Genomic DNA, 23,192 nt, shown 5'->3' with positions numbered 1-23,192 from the left:
CTCCGCCCTAGTAAGTACGCGCTTTCGGCGGGAACGCCGCGCGAAGCTTAGGCTGCATGTTCACCTCACGGCGGGTCATGCTTTCTGTTTCCGGCTGATACAGCGTATGGCACAACCAGTTCGCATCATCACGCTCAGGGAAGTCGAAGCGGCTGTGTGCGCCACGGCTTTCTGTGCGGTAGTTTGCGGAGACGGCAGTAGAGAACGCAGTTTCCATCAGGTTATCCAGCTCCAGACACTCGACGCGCTGGGTGTTGAATTCTGAGGAAGTATCATCCAGACGCGCTGATTTCAGACGCTCGCGGATCACTTTCAGTTCTTCCAGACCTTTCGCCATCGCATCACCTTCACGGAATACCGAGAAGTTGTTCTGCATGCACGATTGCAGGTCTTTACGGATTGCCACCGGATCTTCACCTGAACGGGTGTTGTTCCAGCGGTTCAGACGTTCCAGAGACACATCGATATCATCCTGAGACGCATCGCGGCTGTCGCCCTGCTCGGCAATGGATTCCTGCAGATGCATACCCGCTGCACGACCAAACACCACCAGATCCAGCAGTGAGTTACCGCCAAGGCGGTTAGCGCCGTGAACCGATACGCAGGCGATTTCGCCGACCGCGAACAGCCCCGGGATCACTTCATCCTGACCCTGTGCATTCACTCGCAGCGCCTGACCGGTCACTTTGGTCGGAATACCGCCCATCATGTAGTGGCAGGTTGGGATAACAGGAATTGGCTCTTTCACCGGATCGACGTGTGCGAAGGTACGCGACAGTTCGAGAATACCCGGCAGGCGGGATTCCAGAACGTCTTTACCCAGATGATCAAGTTTCAGTTTGGCGTGCGGACCCCACGGACCTTCACAGCCACGGCCTTCACGGATTTCGATCATGATGGAACGCGCCACCACGTCACGACCCGCCAGGTCTTTCGCATTCGGCGCATAACGTTCCATGAAACGCTCGCCGTCTTTATTAAGCAGATAACCGCCTTCACCACGACAGCCTTCTGTTACCAGAACCCCTGCACCGGCAATACCGGTCGGGTGGAACTGCCACATTTCCATATCCTGCACCGGCACGCCTGCACGCAGCGCCATGCCGACACCGTCACCGGTATTAATGTGGGCGTTGGTGGTGGACTGATAAATACGACCTGCACCGCCGGTTGCCAGCACGGTAGCTTTAGCTTTGAAGTACACCACTTCACCGGTTTCGATACAGATAGCCGTACAGCCGACGATGGCGCCGTCCTGGTTTTTCACTAAATCCAGTGAGTACCATTCGGAGAAAATCGTGGTGCCGTTCTTCAGGTTTTGCTGATACAGCGTGTGCAGCAAGGCGTGACCGGTACGGTCAGCGGCTGCTGCAGTACGTGCCGCCTGTTCGCCGCCGAAGTTCTTCGACTGACCACCAAACGGACGCTGATAAATACGACCGTCTTCAAGACGGGAGAAAGGCAGCCCCATGTGTTCCAGTTCCAGAATCGCTTCCGGGCCGGTTTTACACATATATTCAATGGCGTCCTGGTCACCGATATAGTCGGAACCTTTTACGGTGTCGTACATGTGCCATTCCCAGTCATCCTCATGGGTGTTACCCAGCGCGACGGTGATACCCCCCTGCGCTGACACCGTATGGGAGCGGGTCGGGAAGACTTTTGAAATCAGGGCGCAAGACAGCCCCATTTGTGAAATTTGTAACGCGGCACGCATACCGGCGCCACCTGCACCGATAACGACAGCATCAAACTCTCTGACTGGCAGATTCATTTACTACGCTCCCCAAACAACAATTGTTCCGTAAAGTAGGTAAATCACTAATGTCACGACAATGGCCAGTTGCAGCACAAGCCGGACAGCTACCGGTTTCACATAGTCCGTTAACACCTGCCACATGCCGATCCACGCGTGGATCAGAATCGACAGCAGCGCCAGCAGTGTGAATACTTTGGTGATGGAGGAAGAGAAGAAGCCATGCCAGACATCAAATGTCAGTTCCTGAGCCAGAACCACGAAGCCCAGAATATAGAGGATGTACAGGGTGAGGATAATTGCGGAAGCACGCAGTAACAGCCAGTCGTGCACACCATTGCGCCCTAACGCAGAAACGTTGCTTACCATACGAGGACTCCAGCCAGAATTGACAGCACGACGGTCAGACCGATTGCCACTTGGGCAGAACGGGTACCGGCAGCCAAACTCTCTTCGATATAGCCAAAATCCATCAGCAAATGGCGGATGCCACCGCAAACGTGATAGGCCAGCGCAGTGAGTATTCCCCAAAAGATGAACTTGACGAAGAAGCTATTCATGATGGCGGCAGCATGTGCAAACCCTTCAGGAGAAGAGAGAGACAGGCCTAACAGCCAGAGGAGGATACCGACGGCGACGAAGGTAATTACGCCAGAGACTCGGTGTAAGATGGACGCTATCGCAGTAACAGGAAACCGGATCGTTTGCAGATCCAGATTGACAGGTCTTTGTTTTTTCACGGTTTTGCCCACACAGCTCTTATTATTTTACTTCCTCCGGGCCGAGCAGTGTCAGACAGCACCCTTTCCTTCGTTCTTGTCGCTGTGGGTGCGTTGGCTGCGCGCGCTCACCCTAATCACTGACCTATGTCAGCTCATAGGGATTCGGTTGCTTGCCGCCTTCCCACAACACCAATAACTTTGGAAAGCTGAGCTAAAAGCTCATCAGTTTTCGCGCTCAAAGGACGACATCCAGTGTGCTTAAAAGGCGCGATAAACGTATTTTCGTAGCCGTAACATGAAGGGCGAAGAAAATGATGCTGGGTGCTCCTACTTCGGATTGTCCGGAGACCTTGTAGGAGTATAGGTTGATCACATTCTTATTACAATTGCCCTACAAATGCTTTATTCACATTTCTCTGAAACAGTGAGTTAGCTCTCACTTTTCATAAAAGACACAAAATAAATTATCTGGTTTGACAATTGATCAACATTTCCATTACAAATGAGTTATCTCTATAGGACTGTGATACTGAGCACATACCGGCTTTCGCCTGATGCACCAATAGGGTGAAAGTTTCTGAAGAATCAGTGGATCACACAATCGCAAATACGGGTCTTCCCTGATGGCTCAAGTTATGCAAAAGTGGTGATTGTGTAAATCCTCATGCTTCTCACAGGTACTGAGTGACAGAACAGTAATGATTTACCGAATCTTTAACAACGATGAAACGCCGCTTGTTTGTCACAGAGCAGTCTGAGACTGCAATTCGACTCAGCTCTACGTTCCCTTTTTCATTCGATCGAAGAGCTAAGGCTGACAATAATAATGACCTTACAAGGCGTCGCTTCCAGGCATTTCTGTTGTTAGGGATTTTTAAAAATAAGGCGCTAAGGAGACTGTAAATGGCTGATAAGAAAGCGACACTTACCCTACAAGGTCACGACCCGATTGAACTAAACGTGCTATCCGGCACGCTGGGCCAGGATGAAATTGATATCCGCCCGTTAGGCGCGAAAGGTTTTTTCACCTATGACCCCGGTTTTACGTCTACCGCATCTTGCGAATCTAAAATCACCTTTATCGACGGTGACGAAGGGATCCTGTTACATCGCGGCTTCCCGATTGATCAACTGGCGCAAGAATCTACTTTCCTGGAAGTGAGTTATCTGCTGCTCAACGGCGAAACCCCGACGCCGGAACAGTATGAAGAATTCAAAACCAATGTGACCCGTCATACGATGGTTCACGAGCAAATCACCCGCCTGTTCCACGGTTTCCGTCGTGACTCTCACCCGATGGCTGTGCTGTGTGGTGTGACCGGCGCACTGGCGGCGTTTTATCACGACTCGATTGACGTCGAAAATGAACGTCACCGTGAAATCGCCGCTTACCGCCTGCTTTCCAAAATGCCGACCGTGGCAGCCATGTGTTACAAATATTCCATCGGCCAGCCGTTTGTTTATCCGCGCAACGACCTGTCGTATGCCGGTAACTTCCTGCACATGATGTTCTCCACGCCGTGCGAAGAATACAAAGTGAACCCGATTCTGGAACGCGCCATGGATCGTATTCTGATCCTGCATGCTGACCACGAACAAAACGCCTCCACGTCTACCGTGCGTACCGCCGGTTCTTCTGGCGCTAACCCGTTTGCCTGTATCGCTGCGGGCATCGCATCCCTGTGGGGACCGGCTCACGGCGGTGCCAACGAAGCTGCGCTGAAAATGCTTGAAGAGATCAGCAGCGTTGATCACATTCCGGAATTCGTTAAGCGTGCGAAAGACAAAAATGACTCCTTCCGCCTGATGGGCTTCGGTCACCGTGTTTACAAAAACTATGACCCGCGCGCTACCGTAATGCGTGAAACCTGTCATGAAGTGCTGAAAGAGCTGGATCTGAAAGACAACCTGCTGGAAGTGGCGATGGAACTGGAGCACATTGCGCTCAACGACCCGTACTTCATCGAGAAGAAACTGTACCCGAACGTCGATTTCTACTCCGGCATCATTCTGAAAGCGATGGGTATTCCGTCTTCCATGTTTACCGTTATCTTCGCGATGGCGCGTACGGTTGGCTGGATTGCTCACTGGAGTGAAATGCATCAGGAAGGCATTAAAATCGCCCGTCCTCGCCAGCTGTATACCGGCTACGATAAACGCGATTTCCATTCTCAGCTGAAGAAATAACTCACCTTCAATATATAAGGCCTATGAATAATTCATCGGCCTTTTTTTATTTATTAATTCACACGACAACTTAATTATATATTAAGGTTTTTGAAAACATATAAAAACCAATGCCAATATTTGACGATTATCCCTCTGTGATATACCATCCCCCGAAATTCACTCGGCTACAAAAGCCATAGTCACCATTAACACGATTCATTGCAATCCGGTAATTAAAAGAACGGATAAATGAAACATGTAATATAAACACGCCATTATTAAACCAAGGACATTCTGACATGGAAGAATATCGGAACGGCTCACGATCGTTTAAAAGAACATTATTATCGAGCGCCATTTTTAGCTTTTTATTACCGTCATCGGTTGTACTTGCAACAACTACATTTTCTGGCGGGAATTCATCACCTTTTGACTATATGACCTATTCAACTACAGCTGACGAGGAACATGCCTATGTCATCACTGACGCGAATACAATAGTGACCGTCGATGGTGAAATTACGCTTGGCGAGATGACGGCGCCTTACCAATCTGTCGTCTCCACGACCGGCAACGAAGCCTATGCTTTCAATATTATTAATGAAGGCAAACTGGTACTTAATTATGCTGACGTCAGCACAACGAACTCTGGAAAAACATTTAACATTACTACCGGCGCTTCGGCTGAAATTAATAACGCCGATATAAGTTCAGGCAAACAAGATAGCAGTGTTATTTATGTCTCCGATAAAGGATCGGCTTTAACGGGCAATGATATTCGTATCACCAGTGATGCAGCTCAGGCCCGGGGAATTAATATCCGCTCAGGTGCGTCTGCTAATCTGAGCAATATTGATATTGCCTTAACCAATGGCCGAAACGCAATCACAGTATCGGACTCAATCGCGATCATTGAAAACCTCACCATTAGTCAAAAATCTGATAGTACTCAATCAGCTGTTTATGTATCAGGTTCCAGCGACACCAAAAAAGCCACCGCTGAGATAATAAACGGAAACGTTGAAATGACAGGTAATGGCGATATCATGGTGAACACAAACATTTACAGCGATGTCACGCTCAATGGCGGGAAATATAAAGCGGTAGGTGATAATAACACCGGATTTTTTACAGCGACTAAAGGCGCGAAATTAATCGCCAACGACCTTACACTCATCACCGATGGCACGTACTCCAATGCGGTGGATGCCCGGGGGGAGACAGAATTAAATAACGTCAGTATCACGACTCTGGGTAATCAGTCTTACGCTCTCTATGTCGATTCCAATGAAGCGACAAACGCGGGATTACCGCCCGTCATGCTGACTGCCAAAGATATGAAGATCAACACCACAGGTTCCAGCTCCGCTGCAGTCGTCGCTGCCCGCGCAGGGATTATGGATCTTGATGGCGCTGAGATCACAACTGAGGGAGCAAACAGTAATCTGCTGGTAGCAATGAATGATTCTACCCTGAGTGCCAACGCAGTTAAGGGGAATTCGACCGGTAATGGTGCTTCCGCTGTCCGTTCCTACGCCAACAGCCAGATGACCATCATCAACAGCGAGTTATCGGCCACCGGTGCATTAGCAAATGGCATCTTTACGCAGGGTTTTGATGCAGATCATCAGTCCGTCGTAACGCTGGATAACAGCCTTGTTAGCAGCGCCACCAGCGAGGGAATCCTGGCTGCAGGTGCCAATGCCCGGATTAACGTAAACAACGGGTCAACCGTGCAAAGCGGAAACGGTATTCTGCTGAGAGCCAAAAGTTATACAGATACGGGCGTGACCGCGCAAAGTCAGGTGAACTTATCTGCAAGTAACTCGCACATGGAAGGCGAAATAATTGTCGATACCGGCAGTGTTGTGGATGTGTATCTTAACAGTGGCTCTGAATGGCAAGGCATTACCGCAAGTACCAACAGCGTCAACATCGACGATTCCAGCCTGTGGACGCTGACGGGTGATTCCACGATTTCGCAGATGAATTCCAGCGGCACCACTCACTTCACTCACAGCGGTAGTGAATATTCTGAGCTGACCGTGAATGGCAATATGACCGGCGACGGTACATACCGTATCAATACTTATCTGGATGACAGTAATTCGCCGACAGATAAGATCCACGTAACGGGCGACATTACCGGTCAAAATACCCTGTTTGTCACCAGCACTGGCGGCAACGGTAATAATACGCTGGGTAACGGGATTGAAGTGGTTGTCGTGGAAGGAACAAATACGCAGGGAACCGATGCTTTCACGCTGGGGAATTCTGTTTCTGCCGGCGCTTTCAACTACGGCCTGCGCAAAGGCGATATCACCACCGGTGAGGGCGAAAACTGGTATCTGAGCACGTGCGCCAGTTACGATTGTTCAACGCCTATCCCGGATCCAGATCCTATTCCGAACCCAACGCCAGATGATAATCCGGACGACAATCCTGATGATGTTCCTGATAACATCCCTGACGATATTCCAGACAACAATCCGGATGTGAATCCAACCCCGACACCATCCAACGACATTCAGCCATGGCGTGAAGAAGTGCCGGGATATATCGCGGCGCCGGTGCTGAATATGCAGTATGGCTTTGATGTGATCGGAACTTATCATCAGCGTACAGGCGGTGATGTGCTGCATAAAGATGGAGCCTGGGGTCGGATTGTCGGTACTCACACTGAGAATGATGCAGGTCGTTACAGCTATGACACCGATACCTGGTATGCGCAGTTGGGTATGGATCTGATGTGGGATAAAAACGAAGAAAATACCGAACGCAGTGCCGGTATTCTCGTGACACTCGGACGTCAGAATACCGACGCGGAAGACAGCCTTCGCAGCAATAATCCGTTGTATTCCGTACAAACCGGCAGTATAGACAGTGACATCTACAGCTTTGGTGGTTACTACACACTCAAAGCGCAGGATGGCGGATACATTGACGCGGTGGGCATGGGCAGCTGGTATAAAAACAGCTATGACAGCACGCATGATGCCGATCAGGACGGTTATGGCGTCGCGTTTTCAGTAGAAACTGGCAAGCCATTTACCCTGCATGAAAATCTGAAAATTGAACCACAGGCGCAAGTGATCTATCAGTATCTGAACCTGGAAGATTTCAACGATGACGTCAGCCACGTCTCCGGCGTATCAACCAGTAATGCGCAGGCACGCGGCGGTGTGCGGCTGTTCCTGGATAATCCGTCCTGGACGCCTTATCTGACGCTGGATGCCGTCACCACTATCGGCGATGAACCTGATGTACAATTCGCGGATCAGCGACTGAAAGCGGAATTCAGCGACAGCTGGTGGCAGACTGGCGCAGGTCTGGCGGGCAAACTCAGTGAAAACACCACGATTTATACAGACGTCCGCTACCAGAAAGGATTCGATTCAGATCTGGAAGGCTACAGCGGCAATCTGGGTATCAAAATGAATTTCTGATCCTTATTAGACAGAGCAAGGGCACTCCGGTGCCCTTTTTTATCACTCATACCTGACACACCGGACACCAGAAAAACGGTCGCGATGACACACTGGTTTTCGCGATCGGATCACCGCATCGCTCACAAGGCTTACCCGTGCGGCCAAACACCTTGAAGCGAAACAGCGCGCCGTGATGCACATTTTCATCCATCGTGCCGCGTGTGGCATAAGATAACCGCGCAACAGACAAACAGGCATCCGCCAGCGCATCCAGTTCCGCTTCGTTCAGTTCTTTCGGTTTATGATCTGGCAATAGTTTCGCCAGCCAGAGAATTTCCGCCCGCAGATAGTTACCCAGCCCGGCCAGAAAAGCCTGATCCAGCAACATTCCGCCTAACTGCCGGTTGCAGAATTTAGGTGAGAGTAACCGCTCACGTACCTGTGCGACCGTCAACGTCTCATCCAGCACGTCGGGGCCGATACGTTGCAGGAACGGATGATTCTCGATTTCCGCCGTATCGTAAATACTGATCTCCGATGCGCTGTACAGCAGGATCGCCGCGCCGGTGGTCTGCAATTTTACCCGCAGCGAGCGTTTGGTTTCTTTCGCCACTTCACCGGCATTCACCACCCGCCAGACACCATAGAGCTGATTGTGGCTGTAGAGCGTCAGTCCGTTAGAAAAGTGCGTCAGCAGCGCTTTGCCACGCGTTTCAATCGAGGTGATTTTCGTTCCGCGCAGTGCAGACTGATAAGGTTTTAATGAGGGAAACGCAAACCACGCTTCCGTAAGCGGTTTATTGACCACCGCTTCTGCCAGTAAATCGGCAGCGCGGCGGATTTCAGGACCTTCTGGCATCAGTGAGTCGCACCCTCAGCAATTTTCAAATCTTGTTCCGTGTGCAGCGCAATAGCGATAGTCAGCTCAAGGGCGTTCAGGACAGTGTGTACTGACATACTCGGCGCGCCAGGATGCTTCGCCGCCTGTTCCGGCAGATAAGGAATATGGATAAAACCGCCCTTCACCACCTTGCATGACGGCTGCGCCAGACGGTGCATCAGCCCGTACATCACGTGATTACAGACATAGGTGCCGGCGGTTTGTGATACGCACGCCGGAATACCGGATTCGCGTAATCCGCTGACAATCGTTTTGATCGGCAGTGAGGAAAAATAGGCCGCAGGTCCGCCGGTGACAATGGTTTCATCCACCGGCTGATTGCCTTCATTATCAGGAATACGCGCATCATCGACGTTGATCGCCACACGTTCGAGACTGAAATCGACACGCCCGCCCGCCTGTCCGACGCAAATCACCATTTCCGGCAGGATTTCATCAATTGCCGCATTCAGCGCATCAATAGCTTTACCGAACACACAAGGCAACTGACGCACCACAATCTGCGCGCCGGATAACTCCAGATCGCCGAGCTGTTTGACCACTTCCCATGACGGATTCACACGCTCGCCGCCAAAAGGCTCAAAACCGGTTACCAGAACTTTACGCATTGAGATTCCCTAAGATCAGCCCGCGCTGATCTGAATGTTTTGCTCACCAAACGCTTCCCGCAACCGGCGGGCGAAAGTCAGTGCGTGCTCACCGTCGCCGTGAAGGCAGACAGTATCGGCACTGACCGGCACCCAGAGGCCTTCGCGGCTGAGAACTTTGCCTTGTTGCACCATCGCCAGCGTCTGGTCCAGCGCCAGTTCATCGCTTTCAATCATGGCATCCGGCTGACTGCGCGGCACCAGCGTGCCGTCACTTTGATACCGGCGGTCAGCAAACACTTCCTGACGCGTTTGCAGCCCGAGCCGCTCACCCGCGCGGATCAATTCACTGCCCGCCAGTCCGACCAGACGCAGCCCCGGGTTGATGGTATGCACCGCACGGGCAATCGCATCAGCCAGAATAGCGTCGGTCGCAGCCTGATTGTAAAGCATGCCGTGCGGCTTCACGTGAACCATTTGCCCGCCTTCCGCTCGGGTGATGGCGGCCAGTGCACCGAGCTGATACACCACCTGTGCGTACACCGTTTCAGGAGGCAACCGCATCGCAGTACGGCCAAAGTTTTCCCGGTCGGGAAACGACGGATGCGCGCCAATCGCCACGCCGTATTTCAGCGCCCAGCGCACAGACTGACGCATGGTCTGCGCGTCACCGGCATGGAATCCGCAGGCAATATTGGCGGAACTGACCAGTTGCAACAGTGCCTCATCGTTGGCACAGCCTTCGCCTAAATCCGCGTTGAGATCAACGACCATGCAGCCCCCGTTTTACCTGCTCAATAAACAGCGATTGCTCACGCAGCGCTTTCTGCGCCTCTTCTGGCGTACATTTCACAAAGTGAACGGGTTCGCCAAGGCGGATTTGCGCCAGATTGTATAAATCGGCTTCGATGACACAGGCGATACGCGGATAACCGCCGGTAGTCTGGGCATCGGCCATCAGCACAATCGGTTGTCCGCCGTGCGGCACCTGTACAACGCCCGGTAACAGGCCGTGCGACAACATTTCGCGGTCAGTTTCGCGCTTCAGGACATGCCCGTGCAGACGATAGCCCATACGGTTACTTTGCGGACTAAGCTGCCACGAGGCACGCCAGAATTCTTCACGCGACTGCGCGCTGAATTCCTGATATTCCGGTCCCGGCAAGGCACGGATACGGTTGCCGAACAACAACTGTTTAATGCCGCCGGAATGCTTAGGCTGCTGGTATGAGTCGCCGGTGGGCAGCTGATCGCCATCCTGCAACTGACGCCCCTGAAAACCGCCAAACCTGGCTTTCAGATCCGTACTGCGCGACCCCATGACGTGCGGCACATCAATCCCGCCGGAAATCGCCAGATAACTGCGCATACCGCGCGTCGGCATTTTCATCGTCAGAATCTGTCCCGGCTTCACCGGATAATTCCAGCCGGTCCAGAGATCTTTGCCATCGAGTTGCGCGTGACAGCCCGCGCCGGTCAGCGCAATCCATCCTTCACGGTGAAACTCTGCGCTGAACTGACCGAGCGTGATTTCCAGACCGGCGGCATTCTCATCATTGCCGACCAGCAGATTAGCAATCCGCAACGCCGGCGCATCCAGCGCACCGGACTGGCTCACGCCCTGCTGGCGATAACCGTTACGGCCTAAATCCTGCACGGTGGTCAACATCCCTGCGCGTAAAACCTTCAGCATACGCCCTCCTTTTGTGGCACGAAGCGCACGCTGTCACCCGGCAGGAGTAATGTCGGGATCTCGCGCAGCGGATCAAACATTGCCAGCGACGTTTGCCCGATCAACTGCCAGCCGCCCGGCGTGGCCAGCGGATAAATACCCGTCTGGCTGCCGCCGATACCGACCGAGCCTGCGGGTACAGAAAGACGCGGTTCACCACGACGCGGTGTGCTCAGTTTCTCCGGCATGCCGCCCAGATAAGGGAAGCCGGGCTGGAAACCGAGGAAGTAGACGGTGTAATCAATGCCACTGTGGCATTCGACCACCTGACGCGGCGTCATGCCGGTATGCTGCGCCACATGATCTAAATCCGGGCCCTGTGCGCCACCGTAAATCACCGGAATTTCAATCAGCCGTGATGCCGGCTCAATCGCTTCACTCTCTTCCCACCAGATTTGCAGGCGTTCAATCGCATCCAGCGCCGAACTTTGTGCATCGGTGAGTAACACCGTCAGATTATTCATACCGGGTATGACTTCGCGGACACCGGGATAGGTCGCCCGATCCTGTAAACGCTGAGCCAGTCCCCAGATACGCTGCTGGCTCGCCAGCGAAACCGGAGGTTCCAGTTCCAGCACTACTGCGCGTTCACCCAGCAGGTAACATCGTGCTCGTTGCACTCAGGCACTCCTCAAAGAAAGGTTGTGGATCATCAGGTTATTCACTAAATCAATAGTGTGAGATTTGTTATCAGTTATGCGTGAAATCGAGTGGTGATGTCAACTCATCTGCCCGTTTGCGCAGGACACTGAGGTTTCGCCCGCCGTCCGCAACTGGTACTCTCATAAAAGTTGCTGTTTTTTTAGCGTTTGGATAACGCCTTCGTTACACAATAGGGATGGCCTGTGAGAAAACCGTTAGCACTCTTCTTTCCGCTGTACACCACGACATTACTGATGCTGCTGGGCTCCGGCCTGCTGACTACCTACATTTCCCTGCGTTTGTCCGCTGTCCACGTCAGCGGAGCGATGATCGGGGCAATCATCGCGGCCAACTACATCGGGCTGGTGATCGGCGGTAAAGTCGGTCACATTCTGATCGCCCGCGTCGGGCATATTCGCGCTTACGTTTCCTGTTCCGGCATCATTACCGCCGCCGTGCTGGGTCACGGCCTGACCGACATTATCCCGATTTGGGTGGTGCTGCGCCTGATCATCGGCTTGTGCATGATGGTGCAATATATGGTGCTGGAAAGCTGGCTTAACGACCAGGCCGAAGCCAGTCAGCGCGGCGTGGTATTCGGCTTTTATATGGTGGCGTCTTATCTCGGGATGGCACTTGGTCAGGTGGTGCTGATGCTCAACAGCGATTTAGGCGTCAGTACGCTTATCGTTATCGCGCTGTGTTTCGCCCTGTGTCTGGTGCCTATTGCCCTGACGACGCGCACCAACGTCGGACATATGTCTCCGGCGCCGATGGAGCTGAAATTCTTTATCGGCGCGATCCCCAAAGTGCTGGCTATCACGTTGCTGATTGGCATGGTCGTCGGTTCGTTCTACGGGCTGGCGCCGATTTACACCAGCCAGCAATCGCTGAGCACACAACAAACCGGTCTGTTTATGGCGCTGGCGATTTTCGCCGGATTACTGGCGCAGTTCCCGCTGAGCTGGCTGTCGGATCGGTATAACCGCAACATGCTGATGCGCATTAACGCGATTCTGCTGGCCGTGGCGGCATTGCCGCTGGCGCTGCTCACGCATATCTCCTTCCCGCTGCTGCTTGGCATCGGTTTTATCGTCAGCCTGATGCAGTTCACGTTGTACCCGCTGGTCGTCGCGCTGGCCAATGACATGATCGAGCCGGAACGGCGTGTTTCGCTGTCCGCCTGTCTGCTGATGGCATTCGGCGTGGGTGCCTGTATCGGTCCGCTGGCGGTCGGTGCGTTGATCGAGCCACTGGGTGGCAATATTTTGTACGCATTTTTTGCTATTTGCGGCGGCGGCATTGTGGCGCTGAGCCGGACATCGAAAAAAGAAGAAGAGACGCAGATGGCGGTCGATGCACCGGTTCCGCACATCGCCATGCCGGACAGCCTCAGCAGTTCCCCGCTCTCTCCTGCACTGAATCCGGCGTTTGATGAGCAGATGATTCAGGACACCATGCCCGCGCCGGAAAACGTCGTTGAACCGCTGGTTGAGGAAAGCGAAGCCGCAGAGGTAGAAGAGGAAGAAGAGGAAAGCAAGTATCCACCGCAGGGCGCAGACCCCGAAGTGGATACCGGATTACAGCGGGCGTTTACCCTGCTGGAAGACAGCGTTTCTGAAGAGACAACTGATAAAACGATACATAAGTAAGGGGCGTAATCGTTGCAGGCAGTTTGGATTCGGCCAGCGCGCAGGGACAGGAGCGTACAATGAGTACGTGACTGTCACGAGCACTGCCCGGATTCAGAATGGCAAATAAGATAGCCCCTAGGCAGGGTTATCAATGTCGATAAACATGACGTCTAACCCATGTTCCGCTGCCAGCCATTCACCCAGTGCCTTCACGCCATAACGTTCTGTGGCGTGATGGCCGGCGGCGTAGAAATGCAGTCCCATTTCGCGGGCAATATGTATCGTCTGTTCGGACACTTCGCCGCTGATAAAGGCATCGACGCCATATTCCGCCGCTTTCTGAATGTAGCCCTGACCACCACCGGAACACCACGCCACACGGCGGATTTCAGCCGGTGCATTCTGTGAACTGTGAAGGACGTTGCGATCCAGCGTCACTTCGATGCGCTGGCGAAACTCTTCACCGGTCAGCGGTTTTTCCAGCTCGCCCCACGGCAACAGCACGGCAATTTCGCCCTGCACGTTAATTCCGAACAGCTTTGCCAGTTGCGCGTTATTGCCCAGTTCAGGATGGCCGTCAAGCGGCAGATGATAGGCGTACATGTTGGTATCGGTCGCCAGCAACGTCTTGAGACGGTTGCGTTTCATGCCACGAATTTCAGCCGGTTCGTCTTTCCAGAAGTAACCGTGATGCACCAGCACCGCATCGGCTTCCACCGCAATCGCGGCATCCAGCAAATCTTGCGACGCCGTCACACCGGTCACCACGCGCTGTACTTCGCGACGGCCTTCAACCTGTAATCCGTTCGGCGCGTAATCTTTGTAGTTGCTGATGTCCAGTTTCTGATTAATCAGGCGTTCAAGCTGGAGATTATTCATGGCGTTTCTCGTTATTAAATGAATGGTCTATTTGACCTCTAATTTATCACCCTGCGCCATTCTGACAAACTTCACGCCAAATTTATTGCCTTTCTCCAGCTGTGCCATGATCTCTTTTTCAGGATCCGCACCCGCTTTCAGGCTCGGTTTGACGTGGCTGATGATCACCGTCATATCTTTCAGCGAACCCTCGCCCCCTGCGTATTGCTGCAAAATCCCCAGTTCTTTGAGTAACCAGTCCGGTGTCAGGTGCCCGAACAGTTTGCTGTCAGGCACACCATCAGGATAAGAGGTCTCGATGATGATGCCTTTCAGCCGTTTGGCTTTCACCTCATCACCCAGCACGCGCCAGACGGTATCCAGGTTCTTCGATTTTTCGACTTCATCCGGGCCGGTATCGCCGAAGAAGGCAAACGACTCTTTATTGCGGCTCACCAGAATCATGCTCGATGGTGTGCCGCCATGGCTGAGCGGGTAAATATTGCCGTCCAGACCGGTCAGCCCGAGGGAGAAACGTTGTGCCGGACGCTGCTGATTCAGGCGATAAGTGCCGATGCGCAAACCGCTGCCGGAGTCGGTGAAGTTAGGCCAGACGCGGCCATTGAAATAATGCTGACGCAGCGTACCGATGGTATCCGCCGTGCCGTAAATCGGTTTTTTGCTGTCTTCCGGCGAGCTGATAATCAACCCTGCAAGATGGTCGAGATGACCGTGACTGATAAAGTATCCGCCAATCAGATTGCGGAAAACCGCGCCCTGCGGGGTCAGTGGCGCGGCATTTTCAGCAGTCACCTGCGGAAAACTGCCCTTATCCAGCGCCTTGCGGATGCCCGGCAAAACAGAACCGGCATCCAGCCCGAGATAGAGTTTTTGATCATCACTTCTGATCAGGTACGAGGTGAGATTGCCTTCTTCGACGCCGCCGTTCACGCCCAGCGCCACCACATCAAATCCTGCGGTGGCCTGTCCCGCCCAGCATGCCAGCATCAGTGCCAGCAGGTGCTTTTTCATCACATCGCTCCTTGTCGTGGTGAGAGTAAGGTCAGTCAGACCGGTTTTTTGCCGCCTCAAACGCCGCGAGCGTGTCTTTTCTCGCCCGCGCATGATCAATAACCGGCAGCGGGTAGTCTAGCACGCGATGTTGTTTTTCCGCCCAGCGATGGGGTTGATGAATGTCTCTTTCTGGCACATCCGCCAGTTCAGGCACCCAGGCTTTGATAAAGCGTCCTGCTTTGTCAAAACGTTCACCCTGCGTGGTCGGGTTGAAAATACGGAAATACGGTGCGGCGTCGGTGCCCGTAGAAGCGCCCCACTGCCAGCCGCCATTGTTGGCCGCCAGATCGCCGTCGAGCAGTTGCGACATGAAATAACGCTCGCCTTCGCGCCAGTTGATCAGCAAATCTTTCACCAGAAAACTGGCGACAATCATACGCAGGCGGTTATGCATCCAGCCTGTCGAATTCAGCTGACGCATTGCCGCATCCACAATCGGATAACCGGTTTTACCGTCTTTCCACGCCTGTAACTCTTCCGGTGCATGACGCCAGCGTACATTGTCGGTCCATTCCACAAACGGCTGATGCTTGCAAAGCTTCGGCCAGGCAACAATCAGATGACGGTAAAACTCACGCCACACCAGCTCATTTAGCCAGCCGAACGCGCCGCCGTCGGTTTTCTCCAGCACATCCGGGCATTCGGTGCGCAGACGGTTAAGACACTGACGCGGCGACAGCACACCAATCGCCAGATACGGCGACAGCGAACTGGTGCCGTCGACCGCCGGTAGATCGCGTTGTTCGAGATAATCCTGAACCTGTTCCCGGCAGAAACTGCGCAGCTGATGACGCGCAGCTTCTTCGCCAATCGCAAAGTCGTCACCAATATCCGCCAGCGGATAATCGAAGGGCATCAGCCGGTGCATCACCACTTTTCCGGCATTTTCCCGGGCTTGTGGCGCAGGCAGGGAACGGCTGTCGGACTCGGTCAGGCGGGATAAAAACGCGCGGCGAAAAGGCGTATACACCTTGTACATTTCATTATTGCCGGTCGTGACCGAACCCGGCGGCAGCAGCAGGCTGTCGTCAAACGCGTGGCAGATGACCGATTCACTGACCGCTTTTTCAACTGCTGCATCGCGCTGACGTTCATTGAATTCATACTGTTTGTTGTAAAACAGCGCATACACTTTTTCGGCTTTACAGAAATCCTTCAGCCAGTCCACGCTGTCAGCAAAATCATCACACTGATGGTAATGCAGTCCGATACCGCGCTCAGCCAGTGAATGTTGCAGTGCCTGAAGATGCTGATAAATAAACATCGCCTGCCGTGGTGCCATCTGATGCTGTTTCCACTGTTCCGGCGTGGCGATAAAAAGGGCAATCACTCGCGCCTGCGGGTCTTCACAGGCAGCATGCAACGCGCGGTTATCGGTTATCCGCAGATCATTACGGAACCAGACTAAATGCGTGGTCATAACACTCCTTTTAACGTCCGTATCGAAGTTTTAGTGCTTCCGGGTAAGGCTCGAAATAACGCTGATCAGCCAGATAAGCGTCCGGATATTCCGACATGTAATGCTTGAGCAAGGTGATTGGCGCCAGCAGCGGCTGCATGCCCTGACGGTAACGGTCGATCAGCCCGGCCAGTTCCTGACGTTGCGGCGAACTCAGCTGTTTGCGGAAATATCCCTGCACATGCATCAGCACGTTGGTGTGATTGCGGCGCGTGGCCTTATGACTCAGCAGATTCATTAACCGCAGGCGATATTCTTTAAAGTATTCTTCAAGGGAATCCCATTCGGCCATTGCGGCAACAAAGCGCCCCAGCTCGCGGTATTCCGGCTGCGAATGGGCCAGCAGAATGAGTTTATAACGGCTGTGGAAAGCCATCAGTTTGCCGCGCGTCAGACCGCTTTCCCGCAGCTGATTCAGTTCAAACAGCGTAAAAATGCGCTCGACAAAATTCTCACGTAACACCGGATCATTAAGACGCCCGTCCTCTTCTACCGGCAGCCAGGGATGCTGCTTCATCAGCTCGGCGGTATAAATTCCGACGCCGGATTTTTTGGCATCTTTACCGTTGGCGCTGTACACCCGCACCCGCTCCATTCCGCAGCTGGGAGATTTTGCACAAACGATATAGCCGCAGAGATGATCGAGCGGTGCAACGCGTTTTTCCGCGTAGGCCTGCATCTTCTCAGTGATATCGGTCGTGTCATCGTTGCTGAAACGCATGATCACGCCGTCATCGTGTTTAATCAGACGCAGTGCGGCACGAGGTGCCGGCAAGCCGATGGCCATTTCCGGACAGATCGACTCAAAGCGCACATAAGGCGATAACTGCTCGACGGCAAACGCCAGGCGTTTATGACCGCCATCAAAACGCACGTTGTCGCCCAACAGACATGCACTGATGCCAACTGGAATTGTTTTCGCCATGGTCAGCTCCCGGTATTAAGAAAAAAGAGGGGTGCCTTAACTTCATCACCTGCATGTATAACCTTAGCACAAGTTATACATAAAAATAATGTTGTACAGGTTTATCGACCAGCAATAAAAAACCCCGCGGGGAAACGGGGTTTTTGGCTCCTCCCCCTGCGAAGGGGGAGGATGGGAGGGGGTTTAGCAGACCGAATAACGGTTTACGCAGACTTCAAATCGGGTGTTTGAACTTAATACCCCACCCCAACCCTCCCCTTCGCAGGGGAGGGAGCTAAATTAATAAAAATCCTGGGTCGCCATCTCAGCATGACTCAGCCACACCGGCTTATCGCTGGTTTTCATCCAGACGCGGTGTAAATAGCTGTAAAAACGAGCGCGGTCAGCGCGGAACAGCATGACCGGCAGAGCCAGCACACCGGCTGCGATAACAAAAGCGCGGCGGGCCAGTATGCGGGTCATTGTATATGGCGTGTATTCATTCATCGCGTTGCTCCTGTGAAATTTGGAAAGTTTTCGGAAACTGTAAGTTGCGAAAAATATACTGCAATTGATGAAATTTTACTACTCATCTGACCACTTAAAAGTGTAAATATTCGCCAATTTTTCCCTGACACTGTAATTGAGTTACAGAATGGTTAAATAAATACGCAATTAAAGCTTCTTTATGGTTTCATTTTTGCGCATTTTTATACTTTTTTTTACACTGCGGTTATGTTTCTTTTCAGGATCTTTTCCCGCCTTTCCTTATTCTCGCCACAACATAAAAACACACCTGTGGAGGTGGATTGTGAGTGTTGGCGTAATCTGCGGCGCATTACTGGTTCTTCTGCTGCTCGGCTATCTGGTTTATGCCCTGCTGAATGCGGAGGATTTTTAAATGGCCGCAACCGGATTCTTACTGATTGCCAGTTTTATGCTGGTGCTTTTGCTGCTGGCAAAACCACTGGGTAATTTTATTGCTCAACTGATCGAAGGACAGCCCGGCGCATTTATTCAACGCATTGAAAACGGTGTTTTACGCACGTCTGGCAGCAGCCATGCTGAAATGAACTGGTGGCAGTACGCGCTGGCGATCATGGTATTCAACATTCTGGGCATTATTGTGCTGACGGGGATGCTGATGGCACAAGGCGCGTTGCCGATGAATCCGCAGCACTTTGGCGGACTGTCATGGGATCTGGCCTTTAACACCGCGGTAAGTTTCGTCACCAACACTAACTGGCAGGCTTACAGCGGCGAAAGTACGCTGAGCTATCTCAGTCAGATGGTCGGACTGACCGTGCAAAACTTCCTTTCTGCTGCCACCGGTGTCGCCGTAGCGTTCGCTCTGATCCGCGCTTTTGCGCGTCCTTCAGCGCAGACCATCGGTAACGCCTGGACTGATTTATGGCGCATCACGCTGTATCTGCTTCTGCCGGTGTCCTTCCTGCTGGCGCTGTTTTTCGTCAGTCAGGGTGTACTGCAAAACTTCGAAGCGTATCAGCACATCACCACGCTGGAAGGCCTGCAACAAACGTTGCCGATGGGGCCGGTGGCTTCTCAGGAAGCGATCAAAATGCTCGGCACCAACGGCGGTGGCTTCTTTGGCGCTAACTCCGCGCATCCGTTTGAGAACCCGACGGCGCTGACCAACATGGTGCAGATGCTGGCAATTTTCATTATCCCTTGTGCGCTGTGCTTCGCGTTTGGCCGGGTGGTCGGCGACAACCGTCAGGGACACGCGCTGGTCTGGGCGATGTCGGTGATTTTCGTGGTCTCTGTGGTGGTGGTGATGTACGCCGAACTCAAGGGCAATCCGCACTTCACGATGCTCGGCGCTGACAGCAACTTCAATATGGAAGGGAAGGAAAGCCGCTTCGGCATTCTGGCTTCCAGCCTGTATGCGGTGGTCACCACGGCGGCATCGTGCGGTGCAGTCAACGCCATGCACGATTCCTTCACCGCGCTCGGCGGCATGGTACCGATGTGGCTGATGCAGATCGGTGAAGTGGTGTTCGGCGGCGTGGGTTCCGGCCTGTACGGCATGCTGTTGTTCGTGCTGCTGACGGTGTTTATCGCCGGGCTGATGATAGGCCGCACACCGGAATATCTCGGTAAGAAAATCGACGTTTACGACATGAAGATGACCGCACTGGCGATCCTGGTTACACCGACGCTGGTGCTGCTTGGCACTGCGCTGGCACTGGTCACCGACGCAGGTCGCGCGGGGATTTTAAACCCCGGCGCACATGGTTTCAGTGAAGTGCTGTACGCGGTGTCCTCCGCCGCCAACAACAACGGCAGCGCGTTTGCCGGACTGAGTGTTAACACACCGTTCTACAACCTGTTGCTGGCAGCGTGCATGTTCTTTGGCCGCTTCGGGGTGATCATTCCGGTGCTGGCGATTGCCGGTTCACTGGTGGCGAAAAAGCGCCAGCAGGCAGGCAACGGCACCCTGCCGACGTCCGGCCCGCTGTTTATCGGCCTGCTGGTCGGCACCGTGTTGTTAGTCGGCGCGCTGACCTTTATTCCGGCACTGGCGCTGGGACCGGTCGCGGAACATTTGCAGGTCTGGTCAGCACAGTAATGCTGCGTAACTCGTTGAACTGATGAATATAGAGACTAAAAAGATGAGTCGTAAACAACGTGCGTTATTTGAACCCCGCCTGATCCGCACTGCCCTGCTGGATTCGGTGAAAAAGCTGGATCCCCGCGTTCAGTGGCGCAATCCGGTGATGTTCGTGGTGTATCTGGGCAGCATCCTGACCACCCTTATCTGGCTGGCGATCTTGCTGCACCGTACCGACGGCAGCGCGGCTTTTACCGGCAGCGTGTCGCTGTGGCTGTGGTTCACCGTGCTGTTTGCCAACTTCGCCGAAGCGCTGGCGGAAGGCCGCAGCAAGGCGCAGGCGCAGAGCCTGAAAGGCGTGCAGAAAACCAGCTGGGCGAAAAAAATCTACGAACCGCGCCCTGAATCACCGGTGATCAAAGTCGCCGCCGATACGCTGCGCAAAGGCGATTACGTGCTGGTCGAAGCAGGCGATACCGTGCCGTGCGACGGCGAAGTGCTGATCGGCGGTGCATCTGTGGATGAAAGCGCGATTACCGGTGAGTCCGCGCCGGTGATCCGCGAATCCGGCGGTGATTTCTCCTCGGTTACCGGCGGGACGCGCGTGTTGTCCGACTGGCTGGTTGTGGAGTGTTCAGCAAACCCCGGCGATACCTTCCTCGACCGCATGATTGCGATGGTCGAAGGCGCGAAACGCCGCAAGACCCCGAACGAAGTGGCGCTGACCATTTTGCTGGTGGCGCTGACGCTGGTGTTCGTGCTGGCAACGGCCACGCTGTATCCGTTCTCACTGTTCAGCGTGGGCGCAAGCCACGCCGGTATTCCGGTGACTGTCACCGTGCTGGTCGCGCTGCTGGTGTGTCTGATCCCGACCACCATCGGCGGTTTGCTGTCGGCTATCGGCGTGGCGGGGATGAGCCGTATGCTGGAAGCCAACGTGATTGCCACCAGCGGTCGTGCGGTCGAAGCCGCTGGTGACGTGGATGTACTGCTGCTGGATAAAACCGGCACCATCACGCTCGGTAACCGTCAGGCTTCGCAGTTCCTGCCCGCCCCTCAGGTGACGGAACAGGAACTGGCCGATGCCGCGCAGTTATCGTCTCTGGCGGATGAAACGCCGGAAGGCCGCAGTATCGTAGTGCTCGCGAAGCAGCGCTTTAACCTGCGCGAACGCGATATTCATTCACTGAATGCGACCTTCGTGCCCTTCTCCGCGCAAACCCGCATGAGCGGCGTAAACGTCGGCGAGCGCAGCATCCGTAAAGGTGCGGTGGATGCGATACGTCGTCATGTGGAATCCAACGGCGGCACCTTCCCGAAAGCCGTCGATGGTCTGGTGGAAAACGTAGCGCGCAAAGGCGGTACGCCGCTGGTGGTGGCCGAAGGCGCAAAAGTGCTGGGCGTGGTCGAACTGAAAGATATCGTCAAAGGCGGCATCAAGGAACGTTTCGCCGAACTGCGCAAAATGGGCATCAAAACGGTGATGATCACCGGGGATAACCGTCTGACAGCCGCTGCGATAGCCGCCGAAGCAGGTGTGGATGATTTTCTGGCGGAGGCCACGCCGGAAGCCAAACTGGCGTTGATCCGTCAGTATCAGTCGGAAGGCCGTTTAGTGGCGATGACCGGCGACGGTACCAACGACGCCCCGGCTCTGGCGCAGGCCGATGTCGCGGTGGCGATGAACTCAGGTACACAGGCGGCGAAAGAAGCGGGGAACATGGTCGATCTCGATTCCAATCCGACCAAGCTGATTGAAGTAGTGCATATCGGTAAACAGATGCTGATGACGCGCGGCTCACTGACCACCTTCAGTATCGCCAACGACGTGGCGAAGTATTTCGCCATTATTCCGGCGGCATTCGCAGCGACCTATCCGCAACTGAATGCGCTGAACGTCATGCACCTGACGTCGCCGTCGTCGGCCATTATGTCGGCGGTTATTTTCAACGCCCTGGTGATTGTGTTCCTGATCCCGCTGGCGCTGAAAGGCGTGAGCTATAAAGCCATGAGTGCCGCCGCCCTGCTGCGCCGTAACCTGTGGATTTATGGCGTCGGCGGACTGCTGGTGCCGTTTGCAGGTATCAAACTGATTGACGTGATCCTGACCGTTTTACATCTGAGCTGATTTTTGAGGAAGACCATTATGTCCGTTAAAAGAATATCCTATGTCCGCCCGGCTCTGGTGATGACGGTTCTGCTGACGCTGGCGACCGGCGTCGTTTATCCGCTGCTGACCACCGGGGTTTCCGAGCTGGTGTTCCGTACTCAGGCCATGGGTTCGCTGGTAAAAGACAGCGGCAACAAAGTGATTGGCTCAGAACTGATCGGGCAGAATTTTACCCGTAATGATTATTTCTGGGGACGTCCTTCTGTCACCTCCGACTCGCCATATAACCCGATGGCGTCCGCTGGCAGCAATCTGGCTGCCAGTAATCCGGCGCTGGATCAGGCGGTGAAAGACCGTGTGGCTGCGCTGCGCAAGGCCAACCCGCAAAGTCCGGCGGCGGTGCCGGTGGATCTGGTCACCGCCAGTGGCAGTGGTTTAGACCCGCAGATTTCGGTAGCCGCCGCCCAATGGCAGGCACCGCGCATTGCTGCCGCGCGTGGTCTGCCACTGGCGCAAGTGAATAAATTGATTGATGATAATACATCATCGCCGCTGATTGGTTTCCTCGGCCCCGACGTGGTTAACGTGCTCGGGCTGAATCAGGCGCTGGATGAACTGAAAACTAATTAACCAATTAACCAATT

The 23,192-nt window shown here is 53.8% G+C and carries 20 protein-coding genes; 7 read left to right on the top strand and 13 right to left on the bottom strand.

What is annotated here, in order from left to right; translation table 11 throughout:
• Positions 1-7: 7 nt before the first annotated feature.
• The 3 genes from sdhA to sdhC are packed head-to-tail and all read right to left on the bottom strand — an operon-like array spanning position 8 to position 2,508.
• On the bottom strand, positions 8-1,774 hold the full coding sequence (sdhA, locus tag UC15_RS14935; protein WP_112289181.1) for a succinate dehydrogenase flavoprotein subunit: 1,767 nt from the start codon (positions 1,772-1,774) through the stop codon (positions 8-10).
• Between the two features lie 3 nt (positions 1,775-1,777).
• The gene (gene sdhD / locus UC15_RS14930) at positions 1,778-2,125 is read right to left on the bottom strand and encodes a succinate dehydrogenase membrane anchor subunit (RefSeq protein WP_112289180.1); all 348 of its coding nucleotides are present in this window, start codon (positions 2,123-2,125) and stop codon (positions 1,778-1,780) included.
• On the bottom strand, positions 2,119-2,508 hold the full coding sequence (gene sdhC, locus UC15_RS14925; protein WP_015698116.1) for a succinate dehydrogenase cytochrome b556 subunit: 390 nt from the start codon (positions 2,506-2,508) through the stop codon (positions 2,119-2,121). The genes sdhD and sdhC overlap by 7 nt, the downstream gene beginning before the upstream one ends.
• 873 nt (positions 2,509-3,381) lie before the next feature.
• Between sdhC and UC15_RS14920 the strand changes: the two genes are divergently transcribed.
• Positions 3,382-4,665: a citrate synthase gene (locus UC15_RS14920; RefSeq protein ID WP_112289179.1), complete on the top strand. Its 1,284-nt coding sequence runs from the start codon at positions 3,382-3,384 to the stop codon at positions 4,663-4,665.
• A gap of 419 nt (positions 4,666-5,084) precedes the next feature.
• The gene (locus UC15_RS14915) at positions 5,085-8,093 is read left to right on the top strand and encodes an autotransporter outer membrane beta-barrel domain-containing protein (protein WP_232829902.1); all 3,009 of its coding nucleotides are present in this window, start codon (positions 5,085-5,087) and stop codon (positions 8,091-8,093) included.
• Between the two features lie 46 nt (positions 8,094-8,139).
• On the opposite strand, the gene nei is transcribed toward UC15_RS14915, so the two are convergent.
• Genes nei through pxpB form a run of 5 tightly spaced genes read right to left on the bottom strand, consistent with a single transcriptional unit; the run spans position 8,140 to position 11,915 of the window.
• Positions 8,140-8,934: an endonuclease VIII gene (gene nei, locus UC15_RS14910; RefSeq protein ID WP_112289177.1), complete on the bottom strand. Its 795-nt coding sequence runs from the start codon at positions 8,932-8,934 to the stop codon at positions 8,140-8,142.
• Positions 8,934-9,584 (bottom strand): pyroglutamyl-peptidase I, encoded by a 651-nt coding sequence (gene pcp, locus UC15_RS14905; RefSeq protein ID WP_112289176.1) that lies wholly within the window; start codon positions 9,582-9,584, stop codon positions 8,934-8,936. Before pcp ends, nei begins: the two co-directional genes overlap by 1 nt.
• Before the next feature lie 15 nt (positions 9,585-9,599).
• Positions 9,600-10,337: a 5-oxoprolinase subunit PxpA gene (gene pxpA, locus UC15_RS14900; RefSeq protein WP_112289175.1), complete on the bottom strand. Its 738-nt coding sequence runs from the start codon at positions 10,335-10,337 to the stop codon at positions 9,600-9,602.
• On the bottom strand, positions 10,327-11,256 hold the full coding sequence (pxpC, locus tag UC15_RS14895; protein WP_112289174.1) for a 5-oxoprolinase subunit PxpC: 930 nt from the start codon (positions 11,254-11,256) through the stop codon (positions 10,327-10,329). The genes pxpA and pxpC overlap by 11 nt, the downstream gene beginning before the upstream one ends.
• On the bottom strand, positions 11,250-11,915 hold the full coding sequence (gene pxpB, locus UC15_RS14890) for a 5-oxoprolinase subunit PxpB (protein ID WP_112289173.1): 666 nt from the start codon (positions 11,913-11,915) through the stop codon (positions 11,250-11,252). Before pxpB ends, pxpC begins: the two co-directional genes overlap by 7 nt.
• A gap of 276 nt (positions 11,916-12,191) precedes the next feature.
• On the opposite strand from pxpB, the gene UC15_RS14885 reads away from it, so the two are divergent.
• On the top strand, positions 12,192-13,589 hold the full coding sequence (locus tag UC15_RS14885; protein WP_369964389.1) for an MFS transporter: 1,398 nt from the start codon (positions 12,192-12,194) through the stop codon (positions 13,587-13,589).
• 117 nt (positions 13,590-13,706) lie between these two features.
• On the opposite strand, the gene UC15_RS14880 is transcribed toward UC15_RS14885, so the two are convergent.
• The 5 genes from UC15_RS14880 to UC15_RS14860 all read right to left on the bottom strand — a co-directional run bounded on the left by UC15_RS14880 (position 13,707) and on the right by UC15_RS14860 (position 18,373).
• Positions 13,707-14,450 (bottom strand): type 2 GTP cyclohydrolase I, encoded by a 744-nt coding sequence (locus UC15_RS14880; RefSeq protein WP_112289171.1) that lies wholly within the window; start codon positions 14,448-14,450, stop codon positions 13,707-13,709.
• 27 nt (positions 14,451-14,477) lie between these two features.
• A complete protein-coding gene (locus tag UC15_RS14875; protein ID WP_112289170.1) occupies positions 14,478-15,461 on the bottom strand; it encodes an MBL fold metallo-hydrolase in 984 nt (327 codons plus the stop codon).
• A gap of 31 nt (positions 15,462-15,492) precedes the next feature.
• The gene (phrB, locus tag UC15_RS14870) at positions 15,493-16,923 is read right to left on the bottom strand and encodes a deoxyribodipyrimidine photo-lyase (RefSeq protein WP_112289169.1); all 1,431 of its coding nucleotides are present in this window, start codon (positions 16,921-16,923) and stop codon (positions 15,493-15,495) included.
• 10 nt (positions 16,924-16,933) lie between these two features.
• Entirely contained in the window at positions 16,934-17,887 is a 954-nt protein-coding gene (locus tag UC15_RS14865; RefSeq protein ID WP_112289168.1) for a DUF523 and DUF1722 domain-containing protein, read from the bottom strand.
• A gap of 279 nt (positions 17,888-18,166) precedes the next feature.
• Positions 18,167-18,373: a YbfA family protein gene (locus tag UC15_RS14860; RefSeq protein WP_095921190.1), complete on the bottom strand. Its 207-nt coding sequence runs from the start codon at positions 18,371-18,373 to the stop codon at positions 18,167-18,169.
• A 304-nt stretch (positions 18,374-18,677) separates the two neighbouring features.
• Here UC15_RS14860 and UC15_RS14855 point away from each other — a divergent pair, with 304 nt between their 5' ends.
• Genes UC15_RS14855 through kdpC form a run of 4 tightly spaced genes read left to right on the top strand, consistent with a single transcriptional unit; the run spans position 18,678 to position 23,178 of the window.
• The gene (locus UC15_RS14855) at positions 18,678-18,767 is read left to right on the top strand and encodes a K(+)-transporting ATPase subunit F (RefSeq protein ID WP_071823630.1); all 90 of its coding nucleotides are present in this window, start codon (positions 18,678-18,680) and stop codon (positions 18,765-18,767) included.
• Positions 18,768-20,456 carry a potassium-transporting ATPase subunit KdpA gene (kdpA, locus tag UC15_RS14850; RefSeq protein ID WP_112289167.1) on the top strand — a complete coding sequence of 563 codons (1,689 nt, stop codon included), beginning with the start codon at positions 18,768-18,770 and terminating at the stop codon, positions 20,454-20,456. It begins immediately after the preceding gene.
• A gap of 43 nt (positions 20,457-20,499) precedes the next feature.
• Entirely contained in the window at positions 20,500-22,566 is a 2,067-nt protein-coding gene (kdpB, locus tag UC15_RS14845; RefSeq protein WP_112289166.1) for a potassium-transporting ATPase subunit KdpB, read from the top strand.
• An 18-nt stretch (positions 22,567-22,584) separates the two neighbouring features.
• Positions 22,585-23,178 (top strand): potassium-transporting ATPase subunit KdpC, encoded by a 594-nt coding sequence (gene kdpC / locus UC15_RS14840; protein ID WP_112289165.1) that lies wholly within the window; start codon positions 22,585-22,587, stop codon positions 23,176-23,178.
• The last annotated feature ends 14 nt before the right edge of the window (positions 23,179-23,192 follow it).

The organism is Rahnella sp. AN3-3W3 (assembly GCF_003263545.1).
Lineage (GTDB): Bacteria > Pseudomonadota > Gammaproteobacteria > Enterobacterales > Enterobacteriaceae > Rahnella > Rahnella variigena.
The sequence above is the reverse complement of the archived record's forward strand: the minus strand, read 5'-3'. Positions and strand labels throughout refer to the sequence as shown.